18 protein-coding genes and 1 pseudogene are annotated in these 18,216 nt (G+C 29.3%); 15 read left to right on the plus strand and 4 right to left on the minus strand.

Annotated features, from left to right (window positions below; all coding sequences use genetic code 11):
• Positions 1–21: 21 nt before the first annotated feature.
• The 3 genes from yidD to rpmH all read right to left on the minus strand — a co-directional run bounded on the left by yidD (position 22) and on the right by rpmH (position 832).
• A complete protein-coding gene (yidD, locus tag ACEG17_RS04575) occupies positions 22–231 on the minus strand; it encodes a membrane protein insertion efficiency factor YidD (protein WP_039900976.1) in 210 nt (69 codons plus the stop codon).
• The gene (gene rnpA / locus ACEG17_RS04580; RefSeq protein WP_021743397.1) at positions 231–557 is read right to left on the minus strand and encodes a ribonuclease P protein component; all 327 of its coding nucleotides are present in this window, start codon (positions 555–557) and stop codon (positions 231–233) included. The genes yidD and rnpA overlap by 1 nt, the downstream gene beginning before the upstream one ends.
• A gap of 137 nt (positions 558–694) precedes the next feature.
• Positions 695–832, minus strand: a complete 138-nt coding sequence (gene rpmH, locus ACEG17_RS04585) for a 50S ribosomal protein L34 (RefSeq protein ID WP_006805377.1) — start codon at positions 830–832, stop codon at positions 695–697.
• 678 nt (positions 833–1,510) lie between these two features.
• Between rpmH and dnaA the strand changes: the two genes are divergently transcribed.
• From dnaA to ACEG17_RS04660, 15 genes and pseudogenes are all read left to right on the plus strand, one after another.
• Positions 1,511–2,863, plus strand: a complete 1,353-nt coding sequence (dnaA, locus tag ACEG17_RS04590; RefSeq protein ID WP_372582735.1) for a chromosomal replication initiator protein DnaA — start codon at positions 1,511–1,513, stop codon at positions 2,861–2,863.
• A 50-nt stretch (positions 2,864–2,913) separates the two neighbouring features.
• On the plus strand, positions 2,914–3,234 hold the full coding sequence (locus ACEG17_RS04595; RefSeq protein ID WP_372582736.1) for a hypothetical protein: 321 nt from the start codon (positions 2,914–2,916) through the stop codon (positions 3,232–3,234).
• A 685-nt stretch (positions 3,235–3,919) separates the two neighbouring features.
• On the plus strand, positions 3,920–4,873 hold the full coding sequence (locus ACEG17_RS04600; protein ID WP_372582737.1) for a hypothetical protein: 954 nt from the start codon (positions 3,920–3,922) through the stop codon (positions 4,871–4,873).
• Between the two features lie 24 nt (positions 4,874–4,897).
• Positions 4,898–5,134 carry a S4 domain-containing protein YaaA gene (gene yaaA, locus ACEG17_RS04605; RefSeq protein WP_372582738.1) on the plus strand — a complete coding sequence of 79 codons (237 nt, stop codon included), beginning with the start codon at positions 4,898–4,900 and terminating at the stop codon, positions 5,132–5,134.
• Between the two features lie 10 nt (positions 5,135–5,144).
• Positions 5,145–5,348 (plus strand): annotated as a pseudogene (locus ACEG17_RS04610) (AAA family ATPase); the annotation flags it as partial.
• A gap of 26 nt (positions 5,349–5,374) precedes the next feature.
• Positions 5,375–6,463 (plus strand): DNA replication/repair protein RecF, encoded by a 1,089-nt coding sequence (gene recF, locus ACEG17_RS04615; RefSeq protein ID WP_026745526.1) that lies wholly within the window; start codon positions 5,375–5,377, stop codon positions 6,461–6,463.
• A 14-nt stretch (positions 6,464–6,477) separates the two neighbouring features.
• Positions 6,478–7,521: a DciA family protein gene (locus ACEG17_RS04620; protein ID WP_372582740.1), complete on the plus strand. Its 1,044-nt coding sequence runs from the start codon at positions 6,478–6,480 to the stop codon at positions 7,519–7,521.
• A 494-nt stretch (positions 7,522–8,015) separates the two neighbouring features.
• Entirely contained in the window at positions 8,016–8,807 is a 792-nt protein-coding gene (locus ACEG17_RS04625) for a spherulation-specific family 4 protein (protein WP_372582741.1), read from the plus strand.
• A 78-nt stretch (positions 8,808–8,885) separates the two neighbouring features.
• Entirely contained in the window at positions 8,886–9,932 is a 1,047-nt protein-coding gene (locus ACEG17_RS04630) for a tetratricopeptide repeat protein (RefSeq protein WP_372582742.1), read from the plus strand.
• Positions 9,933–9,950: 18 nt separating this feature from the next.
• The gene (locus ACEG17_RS04635) at positions 9,951–10,868 is read left to right on the plus strand and encodes a hypothetical protein (protein WP_372582743.1); all 918 of its coding nucleotides are present in this window, start codon (positions 9,951–9,953) and stop codon (positions 10,866–10,868) included.
• Between the two features lie 753 nt (positions 10,869–11,621).
• Positions 11,622–13,514 (plus strand): tRNA uridine-5-carboxymethylaminomethyl(34) synthesis enzyme MnmG, encoded by a 1,893-nt coding sequence (mnmG, locus tag ACEG17_RS04640; protein ID WP_372582744.1) that lies wholly within the window; start codon positions 11,622–11,624, stop codon positions 13,512–13,514.
• A gap of 101 nt (positions 13,515–13,615) precedes the next feature.
• A complete protein-coding gene (locus ACEG17_RS04645) occupies positions 13,616–15,019 on the plus strand; it encodes an MATE family efflux transporter (RefSeq protein ID WP_372582745.1) in 1,404 nt (467 codons plus the stop codon).
• Positions 15,020–15,049: 30 nt separating this feature from the next.
• Positions 15,050–15,616: an aminoacyl-tRNA hydrolase gene (gene pth / locus ACEG17_RS04650; protein WP_372582746.1), complete on the plus strand. Its 567-nt coding sequence runs from the start codon at positions 15,050–15,052 to the stop codon at positions 15,614–15,616.
• 19 nt (positions 15,617–15,635) lie between these two features.
• On the plus strand, positions 15,636–16,337 hold the full coding sequence (locus ACEG17_RS04655; protein ID WP_372582747.1) for an ABC transporter ATP-binding protein: 702 nt from the start codon (positions 15,636–15,638) through the stop codon (positions 16,335–16,337).
• A complete protein-coding gene (locus ACEG17_RS04660) occupies positions 16,334–17,176 on the plus strand; it encodes a hypothetical protein (protein ID WP_372582748.1) in 843 nt (280 codons plus the stop codon). The genes ACEG17_RS04655 and ACEG17_RS04660 overlap by 4 nt, the downstream gene beginning before the upstream one ends.
• A gap of 189 nt (positions 17,177–17,365) precedes the next feature.
• On the opposite strand, the gene ACEG17_RS04665 is transcribed toward ACEG17_RS04660, so the two are convergent.
• A complete protein-coding gene (locus tag ACEG17_RS04665) occupies positions 17,366–18,037 on the minus strand; it encodes a hypothetical protein (RefSeq protein ID WP_372582749.1) in 672 nt (223 codons plus the stop codon).
• Positions 18,038–18,216 lie beyond the last annotated feature (179 nt).

Below are 18,216 nucleotides of genomic sequence, written 5' to 3' on the forward strand. Positions count from 1 at the left end.
TTTTTCCTCCATTATGTTTTTTTATTTTAACGGATCATAGCCACCTTTGTGAAAAGGATGACATTTTAGTAATCTTTTTATTGTCAGATAACTACCTTTTAATGCTCCATATTTTGTAATTGCCTGTCGTGAATATTCTGAGCAAGTTGGATAAAATCTGCATCTTCTTCCAAAATATGGTGAAATGCCCTTTTGATAAAATTTTAACAAATATAGCAATATTTTTTTCATCATTTTACCACCTTGATAATATCCTTTTCGATATCCCCATACTTTAAATTTTTTAAATTATCTTTCAAAATAGATTTGCCTACGAATACATAATCAGTATTTTTTCTAAATTTATCCTTATGTATTTTTACAAATTCTTTAAAAATTCTTTTGATTCTATTTCGTTGAACTGCATTTCCAGTTTTTTTGCTGGCTACAAAGCCAAATCGCTGGTCGTTATTCTTATTTTCACTTATAAAAATAATAGCATACTTTGTATGCATCTTTTTTGATTTGTTATATATTAATGAAAAATCTTTTGTTTTCTTAATTTTATTAATAGACATATTTCTCTTCTTTGATTTAAAATAAGTGAGAGCTTATAAATTTACGTCTAAAAAAATTTAGAGCGTTTTTCTTTTAAAAAGCTCTCTAGTTTAGATATTAATGCTTTTAAAAACCCAGTGTTGAATTTAACACCGGGTTATGCTGATAATTTAGCTCTTCCTTTAGCTCTTCTTCTTTTTAAAACATTTCTTCCGCTTTTATTTTGCATTCTTTTTCTAAATCCATGATCTTTTTTTCTTTTTCTTTTATTTGGTTGATATGTTCTTTTAGTCATCCTTTTTCCTTTCTATTATATTTTAAAAAAATTATTGTCTTTTATAGACATTATATACAATATTCAAAAAAAAGTCAAGTTTAATGCTTTGTGTCATAAAGTATGATAAAACTCTCTTAATATCTAACTGTAAAGCTAACAAAAAAAACTACTTGTAAATTTTATACTAAAGTTTAGCTTATTAAAAGATTTTTAGAGTTTTTGTTAATTATTTTTATCCACACTCCTATAATATTTAATATTATATATATTATTAAATATATTATTATTATGCACTGTGGAAATGTGGAAACATATATAAATAGAGCGGTTGTAAGAGAATATCCTGTGGAAAAAAAATTTGATTTTTGTGGAGAAATATTATCAACAAAGTTTCGCACATGATTGTCAACAGCTTATGTGGGAAAATGAAAACTATGTGTATAATATGTGGGAATGCAATAGAAATCACTATATATAATTATTGTGGAAAAAATTGTACAAAAGTTATAAAGCATTGTAAATACTGAAAAAATTAATATTTTTTCTTGTGGAAAAGCATGTGGAAAACTTTTGTGGAAAATCTTGATTATTTATTTTATATATGTTATAGTTAAGGCAAATAGAAAGGCTGGAATTATTGTGAAATTTAAAATTTTTATTTATAGGAATACTGTTAAAAAAGGAGAGAAAAAATAAATGGATGTTGTGAAATTGTGGGAAAAAATTAAGAAAATTATGAAAAAAAGAGTTAATGAAGGGGAATTTGAGCTGTTTTTTGAAAATGTGGAGGCAACTAAACTTGAAGAGAGTGTCTTTACTCTTACTTGTAATTCGAAGCTAATAAAGGAAAATATGGAAAAATATAAAAGCCAGATGGAAGAAATTATAGAAATTGTGACAGATGAAGAAGTTACGATAAACTTTGAGATAAAAAAACAGGATGTGATGTCGTATAAGCCTGAAACTCACAGTTTTCCAAAAGAAACAATGGAAAAAGCTTCACTTGTTCACACAGGACTAAATCCAAAGCACAGGCTTGATAATTTTGTTGTTGGGGAAAACAGTAAGCTTGCATATAATGCCTGTCTTGCAGTTGTAAAAAATCCAACGGTTTATAACCCTCTTTTTATTTTTGGAAGTTCAGGGCTTGGAAAAACCCATCTTATGCAGGCTGTAGGAAATGCAATTTTAGAAAATGACCCAAGTAAGCGTGTTTATTATTCTACTTCTGAAGAATTTGCAAATGAATTTTTTAAAGTTTTGAACAGTGGACGAATTCAGCATTTTCGTGATACATTCCGTGCTTTAGATGTACTTCTTCTAGATGATATACAATTTTTTGAAAAGGTGTTTGGACGTGGAGAAGGGACTGTGGAAGAAGAATTTTTCCACACATTTAACAAGTTGCAGGAACTTGGAAAACAGATAATAATGATAAGTGACAAGTCGCCAAAGGAAATAAAAAATCTGTCAAAACGTCTAGAATCAAGATTTTTGTCAGGCCTAACAGTGGAAATCCAAAGTCCAGGATATGAAACTCGTATGATGATTCTAAAAAACATGGCAAAAGCACAGGGAATCGAAATAGACGACAGTATTTTAGAATATATTTCAGACTCTCTTGATACAAACGTAAGAGAACTGGAAGGAACGCTTACAAATTTAAATGCCCGTGCAAAACTTCTAGATGAACAGATAACGTTAGAACTTGTGCAGGAAATGCTTATGCATAACGTAAAACGAGAACAGTCTAAAGTAACAGCAAAAAAAGTAATAGAAATGATTTCTGCACAGTATGGTGTCAGTGTAACCGACATGAAATCCAAAAAACGTCAGAAAAAAATAGTTGAAACAAGACAAATTGCAATGTATCTGTTAAAGAATAATGATGAATTGGATTTAAGCCTGACAGCAATTGGTGGACTTTTTGGCGGAAAAGATCACAGCACGGTTATAAGCAGTATTAGAAAAATTGATAAGAAAACGAAGGAAGATGTTGCGTTTAAAAAAGAAATTGAAGCTTTAAACAAGAAGATTTTCAGAGCTTAGATGTTTTTTTAAACAAAAACTCTTATTTTAATTTTAGGAAGTGAAATTAAGTGTGTGATAAATGTTCAGAAATAATTCTAGTTTTTGAAAAATATAAAGCAAAAAAAGAATATGGAAATATGATTAAGGAAGTTTGTAAACTCATTGTGTCGAAAATAGAACAAAATGAAATGGAAATATATGCCGCTGATTGTCCGATAGAAAAAATAATGGAAACTGTCGAAAAAGAAGAACATTATACTATTTGCACATATCTGAAATGTTTAAAGTGTAAAAATTATTACTTTTTTGGTATTTGTATAAGAGGAGAGCCAGTTTATAAAAAGATAGAAAATATTAATAGGGAAAAAATAGATAGTCTGATATGGTGAAAATACGGAAGTTATTTTGAAAAAAATGTAAATTTTTAGGATTATAGAAAGTGTTGAAAAGATGTGGAAAAATAAAGGAGCCACTTTAAAAGTTATCCACAGTTGAAAAAGTTTTCTACATAGATTGTTTTTATAAAAAAATTTTAGTAAAAAAATTAAATTATATTTAATAAAATAAATTGTAAAATTGTAATGTGTAAAAACAAAAATTAATTTCCACTATATGTTGAAAATTTATACACAAAAATTGTGGAAAAAATTAATCAAAAATATTGTATTAAAACAAGTTTTGTGGAAAAATAAAATTTTATTGTGTAAAACTAAAATTTAGATATCCACAATAATAAACAAAATTTTCCACATTTGTGGATAAATCAAAAATAATTAATTTTAAATTAAAGAAAAATTGTGATAGAATAATAAAAATAAAAACATATAAATTTTCTCCACATATGAAAAAATTAATTCCACAATTTAAGGAGGAAAAAAATTCACAAAGGAATTCTTTAAAAATAAGAATATATTATAACTGTGGAAAAGATGTGGAAATATTTGTGGGAAAAGTTTTCAACGTAAAAATCGGATTTTCCACAATAAAATTAAACATTAATTTGGTTAATGGTTGAATTAGTAATAGATAGATTTTAAGCTATAATAATATTAGGTATGAAGGTGTTGAAGTAAGATGAAAAAAATGATGATGATGTTATTAATTATACTTTCCATGCTATGTCTTCATTCCTGCAGAGACCCTGAAGAAGTAACAGCTATGAATGAAGAAAAAATGCTAGATGACTATATGGAGATGCTCAAAAAAGAATTTAACTTGAGAATGAACAAGGGAGCATATTATGTAAAGGAAGAACAGCTTGTAGCTGGAGATTTGATACATAATCCATACTCCTATGTCCTGTACAGCTATAACATTCCTAAGTATAAATCAGAATTCTTTTATAACAGAGAAGTAATACATGTAGAATCTCCTCCAACAAAATTTCGTTTTGAAGGAGGAGATAGGTTAATATGGCCTCTTGAATTCGAAGCTTTAAAAGACATTCCATTTTTTAATAAAACAACAAAATCAAGATTATTACTTGAAATTATTGATTACTATGGATTAAGGCCGTATTTATGGAGCAGTCTCATATACGATAAATCCAAAGGAAATGACTTTGAAAAGATAGAAAAAATATTAAAAAAACATGGTATAAAATATGATAAAAAAATACAAGTTGGAGTTTCTGGAAGAACATGGGTATGTGGTATAATACCAAAAGAATGGAATAATAAAATTTCTGAAAAGAGTTTGACAAGAACAAATACAGTACTAACAGTAATAGATGAGGAATGTGGAAATCAAATAGTGGAAGGGAAAGTAGAAAGGCTGAAAATGTATGGCAAAAAATTAGAGGAATATTTTTCAAAGCCTAGAAATTTTGAGGAGATAGACTGGTATGAATTTATGAAATTTAATAATATTCATCCTATTATATCAATTTATGTAGGATATTTTTCGAAAGAAAAAATTGAAAAAATTAGAGATGAAATAAAGTCATACTATAATCAAAAAGATTTTACAATTCTGTTTTGTTATTGGGTAGATAATGGTAATGGATATGATGAAAAATACATTTGGTAAAAAGTAAGTTATGGAGGGAAATAAATGAAAAATATAGATAATGAAATTGAAGAAGTTGTTATAAATACTGAGTTTATAAAATTGGATCAGCTTTTGAAGTGGGCAAACTTTACAGGTTCTGGAGTGGAAGCAAAAATGTTTATTCAGAATGGTGAAGTAAAGGTAAATAACGCTGTGGAAACTAGACGTGGGAAAAAAATTTATGATGGGGATATTGTGGAGTTTGCTGGAGAAAAAGTTATTGTAAGGGCAAGACATTAAATAGTTTGTTGATTTATCCAGTTTATTGCGACAAGAGGAAATTTGAGAACTTCTTTTATTTAGCGGATATTTAACTATTGATGAAAAAATTGGGGAAGACTATGAGGATGTGTATTCCTTGAGACTGCCTAATAGGGAGGTAAAGGAGTTTTTTAGGAAGAAATTTATTGATGTAAATTTTGGGGAAAAGCAGTTAAAGTCAGTTACAGATAGTTATAGTGTGAAAGGGAAGAAATAGCGATGTATTTGGATCAGATTAGTTTTAATAACTTTCGTTGCCTTGCGGATGGGAAGTTGAAGTTTGACAGGTATTTTAATTTAATATATGGGAAGAATGGACAGGGGAAGACATCGCTTATTGAGGCTGTTCATTTTTTGGCTACTGGGAAAAGCTTTAGGACTAAGAAAGTGAAAGAGATTCGCAAGTATAATTTGAACAGGCTGATTGTATTTGGGAAATATAAAAATAAGGATTTATCGGAAAATGCTATTGCTATTGATGTGAATGAGGATAAGAAAGATTTTTACATTGATAGGGAAAAAGATAAATATATAAACTATGTGGGGTTACTTAACATTATTTCATTTATTCCTGAGGATATTGAGCTGATTATTGGGAATCCTGGTGTTAGGAGAAACTTTTTTAATTACGAGATTTCGCAGGCAAAAAAGGAGTATTTACAGTCGATTGTGAATTTTGAGAAAATATTGAAGGTGCGGAACAAGCTTATAAAGGAAAAAAAGACTGGCGAGGAAATTTATAAGATATATAACGAAAAATTTATAGAGGAAGGGCTAAATATTGTTTTAAATCGGCAGGAATTTATAAAAAAAATATCAATTTTATTAAACTTGAATTATCGTAAATTATTTGATGAAAATTCAGAGCTGAAATTAAAATACGACTGTTTTCTTGGGGATGTGGAAAAGAAGACTAGAGAAGAACTGAAGGAAAAATTTGAAGTGCTATGTAAAAGGAAAAGTGAAAGGGAAAAATTTCTTGGATACAGTTTGCTCGGACCTCAAAAAGATGATTTTATCTTTGAGCTGAATGGAAAAAATGCAAAGGCATATTCTTCACAAGGGGAGAAAAAATCTATAATATTCTCGCTAAAAATTTCGGAAATTGATATTTTAATAAAGGAAAAAAAGGAATATCCGATATTTCTGATGGATGATATTGCTTCATATTTTGATGAAGTGAGAAAAAAAAGTATTTTAAGCTATTTTGAAAATAAAAAAATCCAATGTTTTATAACTTCGACAGAGGATTTGGGCATAGAGGGGAAAAAATTTATTGTGGAAAAGGGGAAGATTATTGATGAGTAAAAAGGGGTTGAAAAATGGAAGGAATTAAGGATTTAAAGAATTTGGCACTGGAAGCAATTGAGAAAAGAAGTTCGCTTTTGAAAAATGAAAAATATATTTTGTGGAAAATCAAGAAAAATTGGAAGCAGATTGTGAGTGGGCCAATTGGCGAGAAAACTTATCCGAAAAGTCTATTTAATGGAAATCTTGTTGTGGTTATCAATGATGGCGTTATTTATCACACGACAATAATGTATGCGGAAAATATAAAGGAAAAAATAAACACATTTTTGAATGGGAAATTTTTGGAAAGTATCGAATTTTCGAAGATAAATTACAAAATAAAGCGTGATTTGCTGGATGAACTTATTGAAAATGAGGAAAATAGAGGGACAATTCGGGCTGGGGAAATTCCAAGAGGAAATGTTAGAGAAAGAAATAGGAATATTGATTCTGAAAATAAAATTGCAGAAAAAGTAAAGGATATTGTGCTTTTGCCTGAAGAAGTTAAGGAAATTCATGAGAATATTGATAAAATTGACAAAAAGTATGAAGATATTGCCAGAAGGCTGGAAAAAATTGCGATAAAACTGAAAAAGAGAGAAAAATACCTAAAGAATAATGGATATATTGAGTGTGAAAACTGTAAAATTTTATTTTTGCAGGAAAACAGCGAGAAAATGTGCTTTGAGTGTAGAATGAATGAAAAAAATCGAAAATTTCAGAAAATGGCTGATTTAATAAGAAATAAACCGTATATTTCAGAAAAACAGGCGGTCCGAATGACAAATACCGATAAATCTACATATTATAAAGCAAGAGATATATTGGCACAGCAGACTTACAATGATATGCTTTATTACTGCCTTGAAAAAAACAGGGAGATTTCTTTAAATGAAGATTATGAGTTTGAAATTCGGAGTGAGTCGAGGGAAGATGTGGAAAAATTTATAAAAAATTATGTGGACTATAAAATTGGGAGTGATAATGAGGAAGTCTTTAAGATTGAGAGAAAGTGGGCTTTGAAAAGATTAAGAAAGGATATGAAATTTAGGCTTGAGAATAATAGGAGATATTGATTTTTATAGTAAAATTTTTTTAAAACATATTTCAATATCATGATTTATTCGGATTAATATTATTACTCATTTAAAAAATAAATGTTTAATAAATTTTGAATTATGCACTATTTAGTAGGGAATTAAAACTTCTTGTTTTCAATATAGTTTCTATTTTTTTATTGGATTTAGTATTAGATTATTTGTTTAATAACAGTTTTTATTATTTTTATTATGTTTTTTCTTTTATTTTCACAGGATTGCTCGTTGCCGCAAATCCTTATCTTGCAATAAAAGTTTATCCTGAGAATCAAAATGTATGGTAAGATTGCTACGCAACACCTATGGCTAGACTCCGACTTTTATTTGCCCAACTTCGAAACTCCTCCTTCTAGTCGTCAAACAGTCGTAGTTAAACAAATAAAAGCTCCGTCGGTTTATTAAAACTAAAAAATATGATAAAATAATATATCTTAACTATTTGATAAAAAATTTTGAAAGAAGGTAAAAAGGATATGAAGAAAATATTTTTAATGATTGGAATGTTATTGGGAATTAATGGGTTTGCAGAAAAAAATATTAATAAAAATAATGTGAAAATAAAGCAGTCTGTGATAGCTACAACATATACGTATCCAGATGGTAAAAATCCGTTTTGGAATGATGTCTTGACACTTGGGAAAGATAAAGTTCCTTATGTGCTGATAAATCCAAATAATGGTGCAGGAAAAAAGGTAGAAGTAAATTATGCGGCTCAGATTAAGAAAAATAAAGAGGCTGGAATTAAGAACATTGCTTATATTCCGACAACATATCAGAAGCGAAATATTAAGGAAGTAAAGGCGGAAGTTGATAAGTATTTTGAATTTTATGGAAAGGATAGTATAAATGGATTCTTTTTTGATGAAATTGCGACTAGTACTCCTCAGCAGGTAAGCTATATGAAGGAAGTTTTTGAATATGTAAAAAGTAAGTCAAAAAATAACCTTGTGATTGCTAATCCTGGAGCATCTATTACAGATGCAATTTCGCCGTATGCAGATATTTTTGTGACAAGTGAGGTAAGCGCAAATACGTATATTAACAAATTTGAAAAGCCAAAATCTAATTTTGAAAATAATCAGTCAAATGCAAAACATATCTGGCATATTGTGCATAGTGCGACTCCTAAGGAATATGCTGAGATTGTGAGGCTTTCTCGACAAAGAAATGCAGGATGGCTGATGATAACGGATGACATTATGCCAAATCCGTATGATAAGAAGCCGTCTAAATTTATAGAAATGGTAAATATGATTAATAATTAATTTTGATACTATTTGATTTTACGATTGTTTAGTTTTTATAAGTTGATTTTAAAAAGTTAAAATATAGATGGAGAAAAGATGTATATAGAAGAGTTATTGAAGGAAGCGGATAAATCAATGGAAAATTACAAGTTTGACGATGCACTTGTATATTTAAAGTCAGTGCTTGAAATTGATGAAAATAATTATTCGGCACTGATGACGCTTTCCAAACTTTATTCAGACTTTGGAATGTTTGAACAGGCGAAGGAATATGCGGAAAAACTGCAGAAAAAGTATCCTGATAGCAGGGATACGCTTTTTACGTTGGGATTTGTCTATCAATCGCTTGGAAGATTGAAAAAGGCGATTTCACTTTATAAAAAATTTCTGGAAATAGAAAAAAATTATTTTGTGTATCTGAATATGGGAATGTCCTACGCTTTATTAAAGTATTATAGAAAGGCGATAGAAAATATTGACAAGGCGATAGAAATGGAGCCTGAAAGTTCAGAAGCATATGTGGAAAAAGGTGATTGCCTTACAATGATGGGCAGATACGACGAAGCAATTTCTGAATACAAAAAACTTTTAAATGCAAAATTTAACGAAGTTGAAGAATTTTCCCTCTACGCACGAATGGGCGACACAATGGCGTATTCAAATGATATAAAAGGAGTTGTAAAATATTATAATATCGCTATAAATTGTGAAAATGTGGAAGATTATATATTTGAAGATTATTTTGAGATATTGTTCAGAGCGGAGGAGTTTGAGGAAATAAAACTTCTGCTTTTGAATTATGAAAATGCAACGAATGAGAATAAAGGGCTTTCAAGAATAAAAATGCTAAATTTGCAGGGAAGATTTTTTGTGAAAACGGAAGATTATGAAAATGCACAAAAAGTTTGTAATAAGATGATTATTTTAGAACCTGAAAATTCTCGTCATTATATGAATTTAGCATACGTGCTGGAATTGCAGAATAAATATGATGAAGCGCTTGAGTATGTTGTCAAGATGGATAAATTGGTAGAAGACAAAGAGTTTTTGAAGGAATTGAAAAAAAGATTAAAGAAAAATAAGAGAAAATTTGAAAGGAAAAATGAGAAAAGGCTTGAAAAAAATAAAAGCGAAAAAATTTAGAAATTATGAGGATTTTAAATGGAAGAAAAAAATTATGAAGTTAACAAAAAATATGATGAGAAAATATTGATAAATGTACTGAAAAATTTTGATAAAACTGGGGAATATGTTGTAGAGCCAGGAAGAAATGAAATAAAAAAATTTGAAATAGATATTGAAAATAGTTTTGAAAAAGAGAGCTCGAAAAAGGAAAAACATAATAATAAGAGTGAAAACCTTGAAACAAAAAAAATGATAAATATAAAAAAATTTAAACAAAAAGATTTTATTACAAACTTTTTCTACAGGTTTAAAGGCTCAAAAGCAAAGCGTTCTTATGAATATGCCAAAAAATTATTGGAATATAAAATAAAGACGCCAGAGCCAATCGCATATTTTGATGACTTTGTAAATGAAAATAATAAAAAGAACAGTTATTATATAAGCGAGGAATTAAAATATGATTTTACCTGTCGGGAAGTTTTTTGGCCTGAGGATATTGAGCGGGACAAGGCTGAGCAGGGAGAAAACTACAAGATAAGCGAAGAAACCGAAAGAATACTTGCAAAAGTAGAAAAAAATCGTGAAAAAATCATAAGACAGTTTGCAAAATTTTCTTTTGACTTGCACGAAAATGGTGTGGAATTTGAGGATTATTCGCCGGGTAATGTGTTGATTAAGGACAAAAGCGAGAATTATGAATTTTATCTGGTTGATTTAAATAGAATGAAATTCGGAGTGAAATTGAATCTGGATAAAAGAATGAAAAATGTTTCAAGAATGATGGAAGATGAAAAACTAGCCAGAATTTTTGCTAATGAATATGCGAAGTACTGCAAACAGAGAGAAGAACTGGTTTTTAGATATTTAAGATATTATATTAGAAAACACAAAAGTTATGTTTATTTTAAGGATATTACTCGTCCGGTAAGGAATGTTTTTAAAAAGAAGAAGTAAATTTGTTTAATAATTTTAAAAAGTAAAATATTTTATATTTAAAGTTTATCACAAAGTATTTTTATAAATGATTTTTTATTATAGATATATTTTTTTATAATTATTTTTTACTTCATTTTTATGTTTTTTCTTTTTTTATAAAGCAAAGGGGAACAGTCGCCATCCCCTTTGCAAACCTGGCTCGTCTAAGCATTTTTTTGAAATAAAATTGAAACTCGCTTTTTAACAAAAGTTATTATCAACTCTTTAAACTAATTAAAATTTGAAGAGTTTGAAAAAGCTCAGACAGTCAATTTCATTCCAAAAAAATCACGACAATTTTAGTTTAACTATAATAGATTATTTAATTAAAATAAATATCAAGCAAAATTTCGTTAAAGAAAAAATAACTGTTTGAGATTTTGGAGTGAATTTTAAATTATATAAAGTTATTTGTATTAAAATAAACTTAATTCAAAATCGAGTTTTATTTTTTCTTTATTAAGAAAGTTTTGTGTAAAGCGGGGTGATTCGTAGAACATTTCGCTATTATCTCTAAGTAGTAGTCAGTTAAATATGTTAAAGTAACTGTTATTGCGAAAAAGGGCATGGCGTCTGATGCCCTTACGTTAAAAAAGATTTAAAAAATATAAAAGGGAAAAAATTACTAATAAAATTAATAAATAAAAATTTAAGATTATAAAAAAGCCTTTTAGAATTAGAATTTAAATAAGTTTAGCAAAAAAACAATAAATTGAAAGGAAAAGTTAAAAAATGAAAAATTATGACATAATTGTTGTTGGAGCGGGGCATGCTGGGGTGGAAGCAGCACTTGCTGCGGCAAGACATGGACTGAAAACAGCCTTGTTTACGATATATCTTGACAATATTGCAATGATGTCGTGCAATCCGTCAGTTGGAGGTCCTGGAAAAAGCCATCTGGTGTCGGAACTTGGAATGCTCGGTGGAGAAATGGCAAGACATATTGACAATTATAACTTGCAGTTAAAGAACTTGAATCATACGAAGGGGCTGGCTTCTCGGATTACAAGGGCTCAAGCCGATAAATACTGGTACAGGGTTAAGATGAGGGAAATTATCGAAAAGCAGGAAAATCTGGATTTGGTGCAGGGAATTGTTGTAGATTTGATTGTGGAAAATAAAAAGGTTATGGGAGTTGAAGACAATCTTGGGATAAAATATGGGGCAAAGGCTGTTGTTCTATGTACTGGAACTTTTTTAGGCGGAGAATATGTGATGGGAGATGTAAAATATTCGTCAGGGCGGCAAGGAGAGCCTGCAAGTGTAGATTTGCCTGATAGACTAGTGGAATATGGTTTTGAGCTGGATAGATACCAGACAGCCACTCCTCCGAGAATTGCCAAATCTTCAATCGATTTTTCTAAAATGGAAGAATTAAAAGGAGAAGATAAGCCACGATATTTTTCTTATGAAACAAAAAAAGAATATAATTCAACTTTACCAACTTGGCTTACATTCACAACACCTGAAACAATAAGAGTGGGACAGGAAATGCTTAAATATTCACCTATTGTTACTGGAATTGTAAGTACGAAAGGGCCACGACATTGTCCTTCACTTGATAGAAAGATTATGAACTTTCCAGAAAAAACAAATCATCAGATATTTCTAGAGCAGGAATCTGTAGAATCAGATGAAATCTACATAAACGGATTTACGACAGCAATGCCACCATTTGCACAGGAAGCAATGTTAAAAACAATCAGTGGGCTAGAAAATGCTAAAATTGTGCGTTACGGATATGCTGTGGAATATAACTTTGTACCTGCGTATCAGTTAAAATTAACTCTTGAAACCAAAGTTCTGGATGGACTTTACACAGCAGGAACTATTAATGGAACGAGTGGATATGAAGAAGCAGCCTGTCAAGGATTTGTAGCGGGAGTAAATGCTGCGAGAAAAATTTTAGGGAAAAAGGAAATTGTGATTGACAGAAGTGAAGGATATATTGGGGTTTTGATTGATGATATAATAAATAAAAAAACGCCAGAGCCTTATCGTGTACTGCCTTCAAGAGCTGAATACAGACTGACTTTGCGTCAAGACAACATTTTTATAAGACTTTTGGGAAAAGCGAAGGAAATTGGGTTATTAAATGCTGAAAAATTGACAGAACTTGAAAATACATGTCAGGAAATTGAAAATGAAATTGAAAGACTAAAGAGCATTACAGTTTATCCAACTAAGGAAAATAATGAAAAATTACTTGAAATTGTAGAAAAACAAAATCAATCTGAAAGTGAGGAAATTGAAAAAAATAGTAAAAATAGCATGAACAGCCCTGTTTTAGCCTTTGAATTTCTTGCGAGAAAAGAAATCAACTATGATAATTTAAGTGAATTTGTGGAAACTGTGGAATTGTCGGATTTAGCGAAGGAACAAGTAGAAATAAATGCGAAATACAATGTGTTTATCGAAAGAGAAAAGGCACAGATTGAGAAATTTAAAAAATTAGAAAAAATGATAATTCCAAAGGATTTTGACTACGAAAGTGTAAAAGGGCTTAGCAATATTGCTATTTCTGGACTTATATATGGACAGCCTGAAACAATTGGACAGGCTAGCAGAATTAGTGGAGTTACTTATAATGATATTTCTCTTTTGATTGCGATTTTGAAGGATTAATAAAATTAGTTTGTACTAAAATTTGAACAGAAGAGTTTTATTCTTAAATTCAGTTCTGATTAATTTTATTGTAATATTTGAAAATTTAGGAAGGAAAAAGAATGGAAAAAACAACAAAAGAAAAAAACAGCTTAGCAGATAATAAAAAAATGAGATTTGGCACAGAATCAATTCCAAAATTGCTAGTATCACTTGCAGTGCCAGCAATTATTGCCAATCTTGTAAATGCACTTTATAATATTGTAGACCAGATTTTTATTGGGCAGAAAATTGGGTTTTTGGGAAATGCGGCTACGAATGTGGCTTTTCCGCTTACGACAATTTGTCTTGCGATTGGACTTATGACGGGAGTTGGGGCGGCTACGAACTTTAATCTGGAATTAGGCAGAAAACGTCCAAAAAGAGCAAAAAGTGTAGCAGGAACGGCAGTAACAATGCTTCTTTTAGGCGGGATTATATTATGCATATTGATTAATATCTTTTTAAAGCCTATGTTAACAGCATTCGGTGCGACAAATCAGATTTTTGACTATGCGATTGAATATACTCGGATTACATCTTTAGGAATACCATTTTTATTATTCTCAATAGGGGCAAACCCTTTGGTAAGAGCTGATGGAAATGCCTTTTATTCTATGCTTGCGATTGTTGTTGGATCTCTTGTAAATACTATATTAGATCCATTATTTATGTTTGGATTTGATATGGGAATGGATGGTGCGGCTTGGGCAACTGTAATTGGGCAGTTTGTGTCGGCAGTTATGCTAGCTTTGTATTTTTTCAGATTTAAAAGCGTGAAATTTGAGTTAAGGGATTTTAAGATAAGAATACGGGAAATAGGGATTTTATTTGCATTGGGAACATCGCCTTTTATTTTTCAATGTTCTGCCTTAATTATTCAAATTGTAACAAATAATCTGCTAAAGATATATGGGGCAAAATCCATTTATGGAAGTGAAATTCCAATTGCTGTTGCTGGAATTGTTATGAAAATAAACGTCATATTTATAGCGATTGTATTGGGACTGACTCAGGGGGCACAGCCTATTGCAGGATACAACTATGGGGCAAGGAAATATACAAGAGTCCGTGAAATATTAAATTTGACATTAAAAGCCGCTTTTGTTATTTCAATAGTAGCATTTGCGATATTCCAAATTTTTCCTGTACAGATAATTTCTGTATTTGGAAGTGGAAGCGAACTTTACTTTAAATACGGAACAAAATATATGAAAGTATTTTTATTTTTCATATTCCTAAACGGTATTCAAGCTGCAATTACATTGTTCTTAACATCAATTGGAAGGGCATTCCAAGGGGCTGTTCTATCGCTTGTAAGACAGATTATATCATTATTGCCGTTACTTATAATTTTACCGTACTTTATGGGAGTTGATGGAATTATGTTCGCATTTCCAATAGCAGACTTGGTAGCATTTATTGTATCGGTAGTTATTTTGAAAAAAGAAATGAAAAAAATTCCAAAAAAAGATGAAGAAGATTAAATAAATTGAAATAAAGGAGAAAAGAATTTAATGAAATTAATAGTGGGACTTGGAAATCCTGGAGAACAGTATAAATTGACAAGGCATAATATCGGTTTTATATTTATTGACGAATATTTGAAGGAAAATAATATAAATGATGTAAGAGAGAAGTTTAAGTCATTGTTTGTACAGACTACTTACAATGGAGACAAGGTTTTTTATCAGAAACCAACTACATTTATGAATTTGAGTGGAGAAGCAGTTGGAGAAGCTGTCAGATTTTTTAAGATTGATCCGAAAACGGAGCTTTTTGTAATTTATGACGATATGGATATGCAGTTTGGAAAGCTGAAAATTAAGCAAAATGGAAGTGCAGGTGGACATAACGGGATAAAATCCATTATTTCCCACGTTGGAAATGAATTTGTGCGAATAAAATTTGGAATTGGAAAGCCGAAAACAAAGGAAGAAACATTGGGATTTGTGATAGGAAAATTTTCACCTGAGGAAAAAGAAGTTGTGAAAAGTTCAAGAGAGAAAATATTTAACTTGATTGACGATATAAAAGATGATATGATAATTTCAAAGTTAATGAATAAATATAACACTAAATAAAAAAGAAAGGAATGGTTTAATGGGTAATGTTATTTTAAAATGCACTAATTTATCCAAAACTTATGATTTTGATAACGCATTAAATAATGTAAATTTATCAATAGAAAGTGGTAAAATTATTGGGTTATTAGGACCGAATGGAAGTGGAAAAACAACTTTTATAAAGCTATTAAATGGACTTCTGAAACCTACCGAAGGAGAAATTTTTATAGATGGAAAAAATCCAGGAGTAGAAACTAAAAAGATTGTTGCATATTTGCCTGATAAAAATTATTTGGATAATTCTAAGACAGTAAAGGCGATTTTACAGCTATTTGCAGACTTTTACGATGATTTTGACTTGGAAAGGGCACAAAATATGTTAAAAGATTTGGGAATTGATATAACAAGAAGATTTAAGTTGCTCTCAAAAGGAATGAAGGAAAAGGTTCAGTTAATACTAGTTATGTGTAGACGTGCTAAGCTATACCTGCTGGATGAGCCAATAGCAGGAGTTGATCCTGCAGCAAGGGATTATATTTTAAATACTGTTATAAAAAATTATAACAGGGAAGCAACAGTTATTATTTCCACACATTTAATAGCGGATGTGGAAAAGGTGCTGGATGAAGCAATTTTCATAAGTAAAGGTGAAATTTTACTTTATCAGGATGTGAAAAGTATAATAAATGAACATAATAAAACAGTTGATGAATACTTTAGGGAGGTGTTTAAATATTGAAAAATTTAGGTAAATTAATTAAATATGATTTTATGGATGCGAGCAAGCTGATAATACCGTTTTATATCGGAATGGGAGTAATGGGAATTGTTATAAGAGTGTTTTGGTTCATTTTATTAAATGAGAAAATTGATGAAAGGGTAAGAATTTCTACAGGTGTTTTTCAGTTTATGTCGTATTTTGGCTATGTGATTGCAATTATTGGGATAATCTTGATGACTTATTATGCGGTAATAATCCGTTATTACCGTTCTATTTATGGAAATGAGGGATATTTGACAAATACTCTTCCAATTGAAACATACGAAATAATTTTGGCAAAATTATTAACATTTTTTAGCTGGTTTGTTGTAAATGGGATTATAATATTTTTTACTTTCTGGTTCATTATTCCTTTGGAAGAAGTATTTAAGGCAAATATATTTCGACCTGAAGCCTTTCGTGAAATAGAGATGTTTTTACGTCATTCTGTAGGGACGACCCTAATTATCGGTATTATTTCATTGTTAGTTATGACAATTGAAAAAATATTATTTTTATTTCTTTGTGTAAGTATTGCAAATATGGTAAAGTCTTACAGAATTTTGACTGGAGTTGGAGCATATATAATTCTTGGTGGAGTTATAAATTTAATAAAACGAATGATATTGACAGTTTTATATATATTTGATATTAAGAATTACAGTAATAGTTATAATAATACAGACTTAGAAACCTTAAGAACATTTGAATATATTTTTAATACCAATCTGGGATTGATTTTTATAAGTATAATGTTTTCGATTATATTATTTTTTGTAGTAAATTATTTATTAAAAAATAAATTGAATTTAGAATAAACAAGTAAATAAAAACTCTAAAAAAAACTAATATAGGTTAGTTAGATTTAGAGTTTTTTACATTTTATGGATTCATACTGTTTCCCATTTAAATAACTAATTTATTACAAACTTTTTTAATAAAGGATACCAACTTAATATTTTCAAATAGTTAAGATATAATTTTCATTTTTAAACTAGGTTTAGTATTTATCTATTTAAAATTTTTTTAGTCATTTCCAAATCTTTTTTTCTCGAAACAACACCATACTGTTTTTTAATCTCTTCTAGTCTATCGATAATCTTTTGATTTTCTTCCTTTGAAAAGTTTTTTACCGATAAAAAGAATTTCATTGAGCCTTCAAAACTTCTGATAGATTTTGTCAAATAGAGACGTTTTCTAAAAAAGGGCGGCTTTCTTACAATATCGTCAAAATCAATAAAGGCAATTTTACCATTTTCTTTATCTATAAAAAAATTTCCTAAACTAAAATCCATATGATAATATCCATTTTCAAAAAAATTTTTTTCAAAATTAAGCCATAAATCAAGCGTTTTATACGTAAGACGAAAATCATTTTTTTCGACTAGATAATTGTAATAAGATATAAAGTTACTGTTAAATGTCTTATTTATATTTTCTGATACAGTTTCTATCTTTATGTGAAAGGGTGTATATTTTATAACTTTATATTCTGTTATCTTCATGAAATTAAGTTCTGGAAAATCATTTTTTAAGTGTTTTGCAATTTTGAAAGAATTTTTTCCTTTTTCCCTTGTAAATCCCAAAAATATTTTTAGAGCCTTTGTATTTTTGTATTCATAAGTTTTATAAAAAAAATTTTTTTCATTATCTATATTTAAATTTTTAGTTTCCTGCATTTTCTTTTTTCCTTTATCTAATTTTTATTTTCTTTTGTCATTCTAACATATTATATTTTTTATTTCAATATACCTGCTAATGTTGTGAGATAATACATATGTGACAAGCATATACAAAAAAAGAAAGGTTTCTGATATAATGTAAATCTACCAAACCACATTAAGGAGAAACCTTTCAT

This window comes from Leptotrichia hongkongensis, from assembly GCF_041538065.1.
Taxonomy (GTDB): Bacteria; Fusobacteriota; Fusobacteriia; order Fusobacteriales; family Leptotrichiaceae; genus Leptotrichia; species Leptotrichia hongkongensis.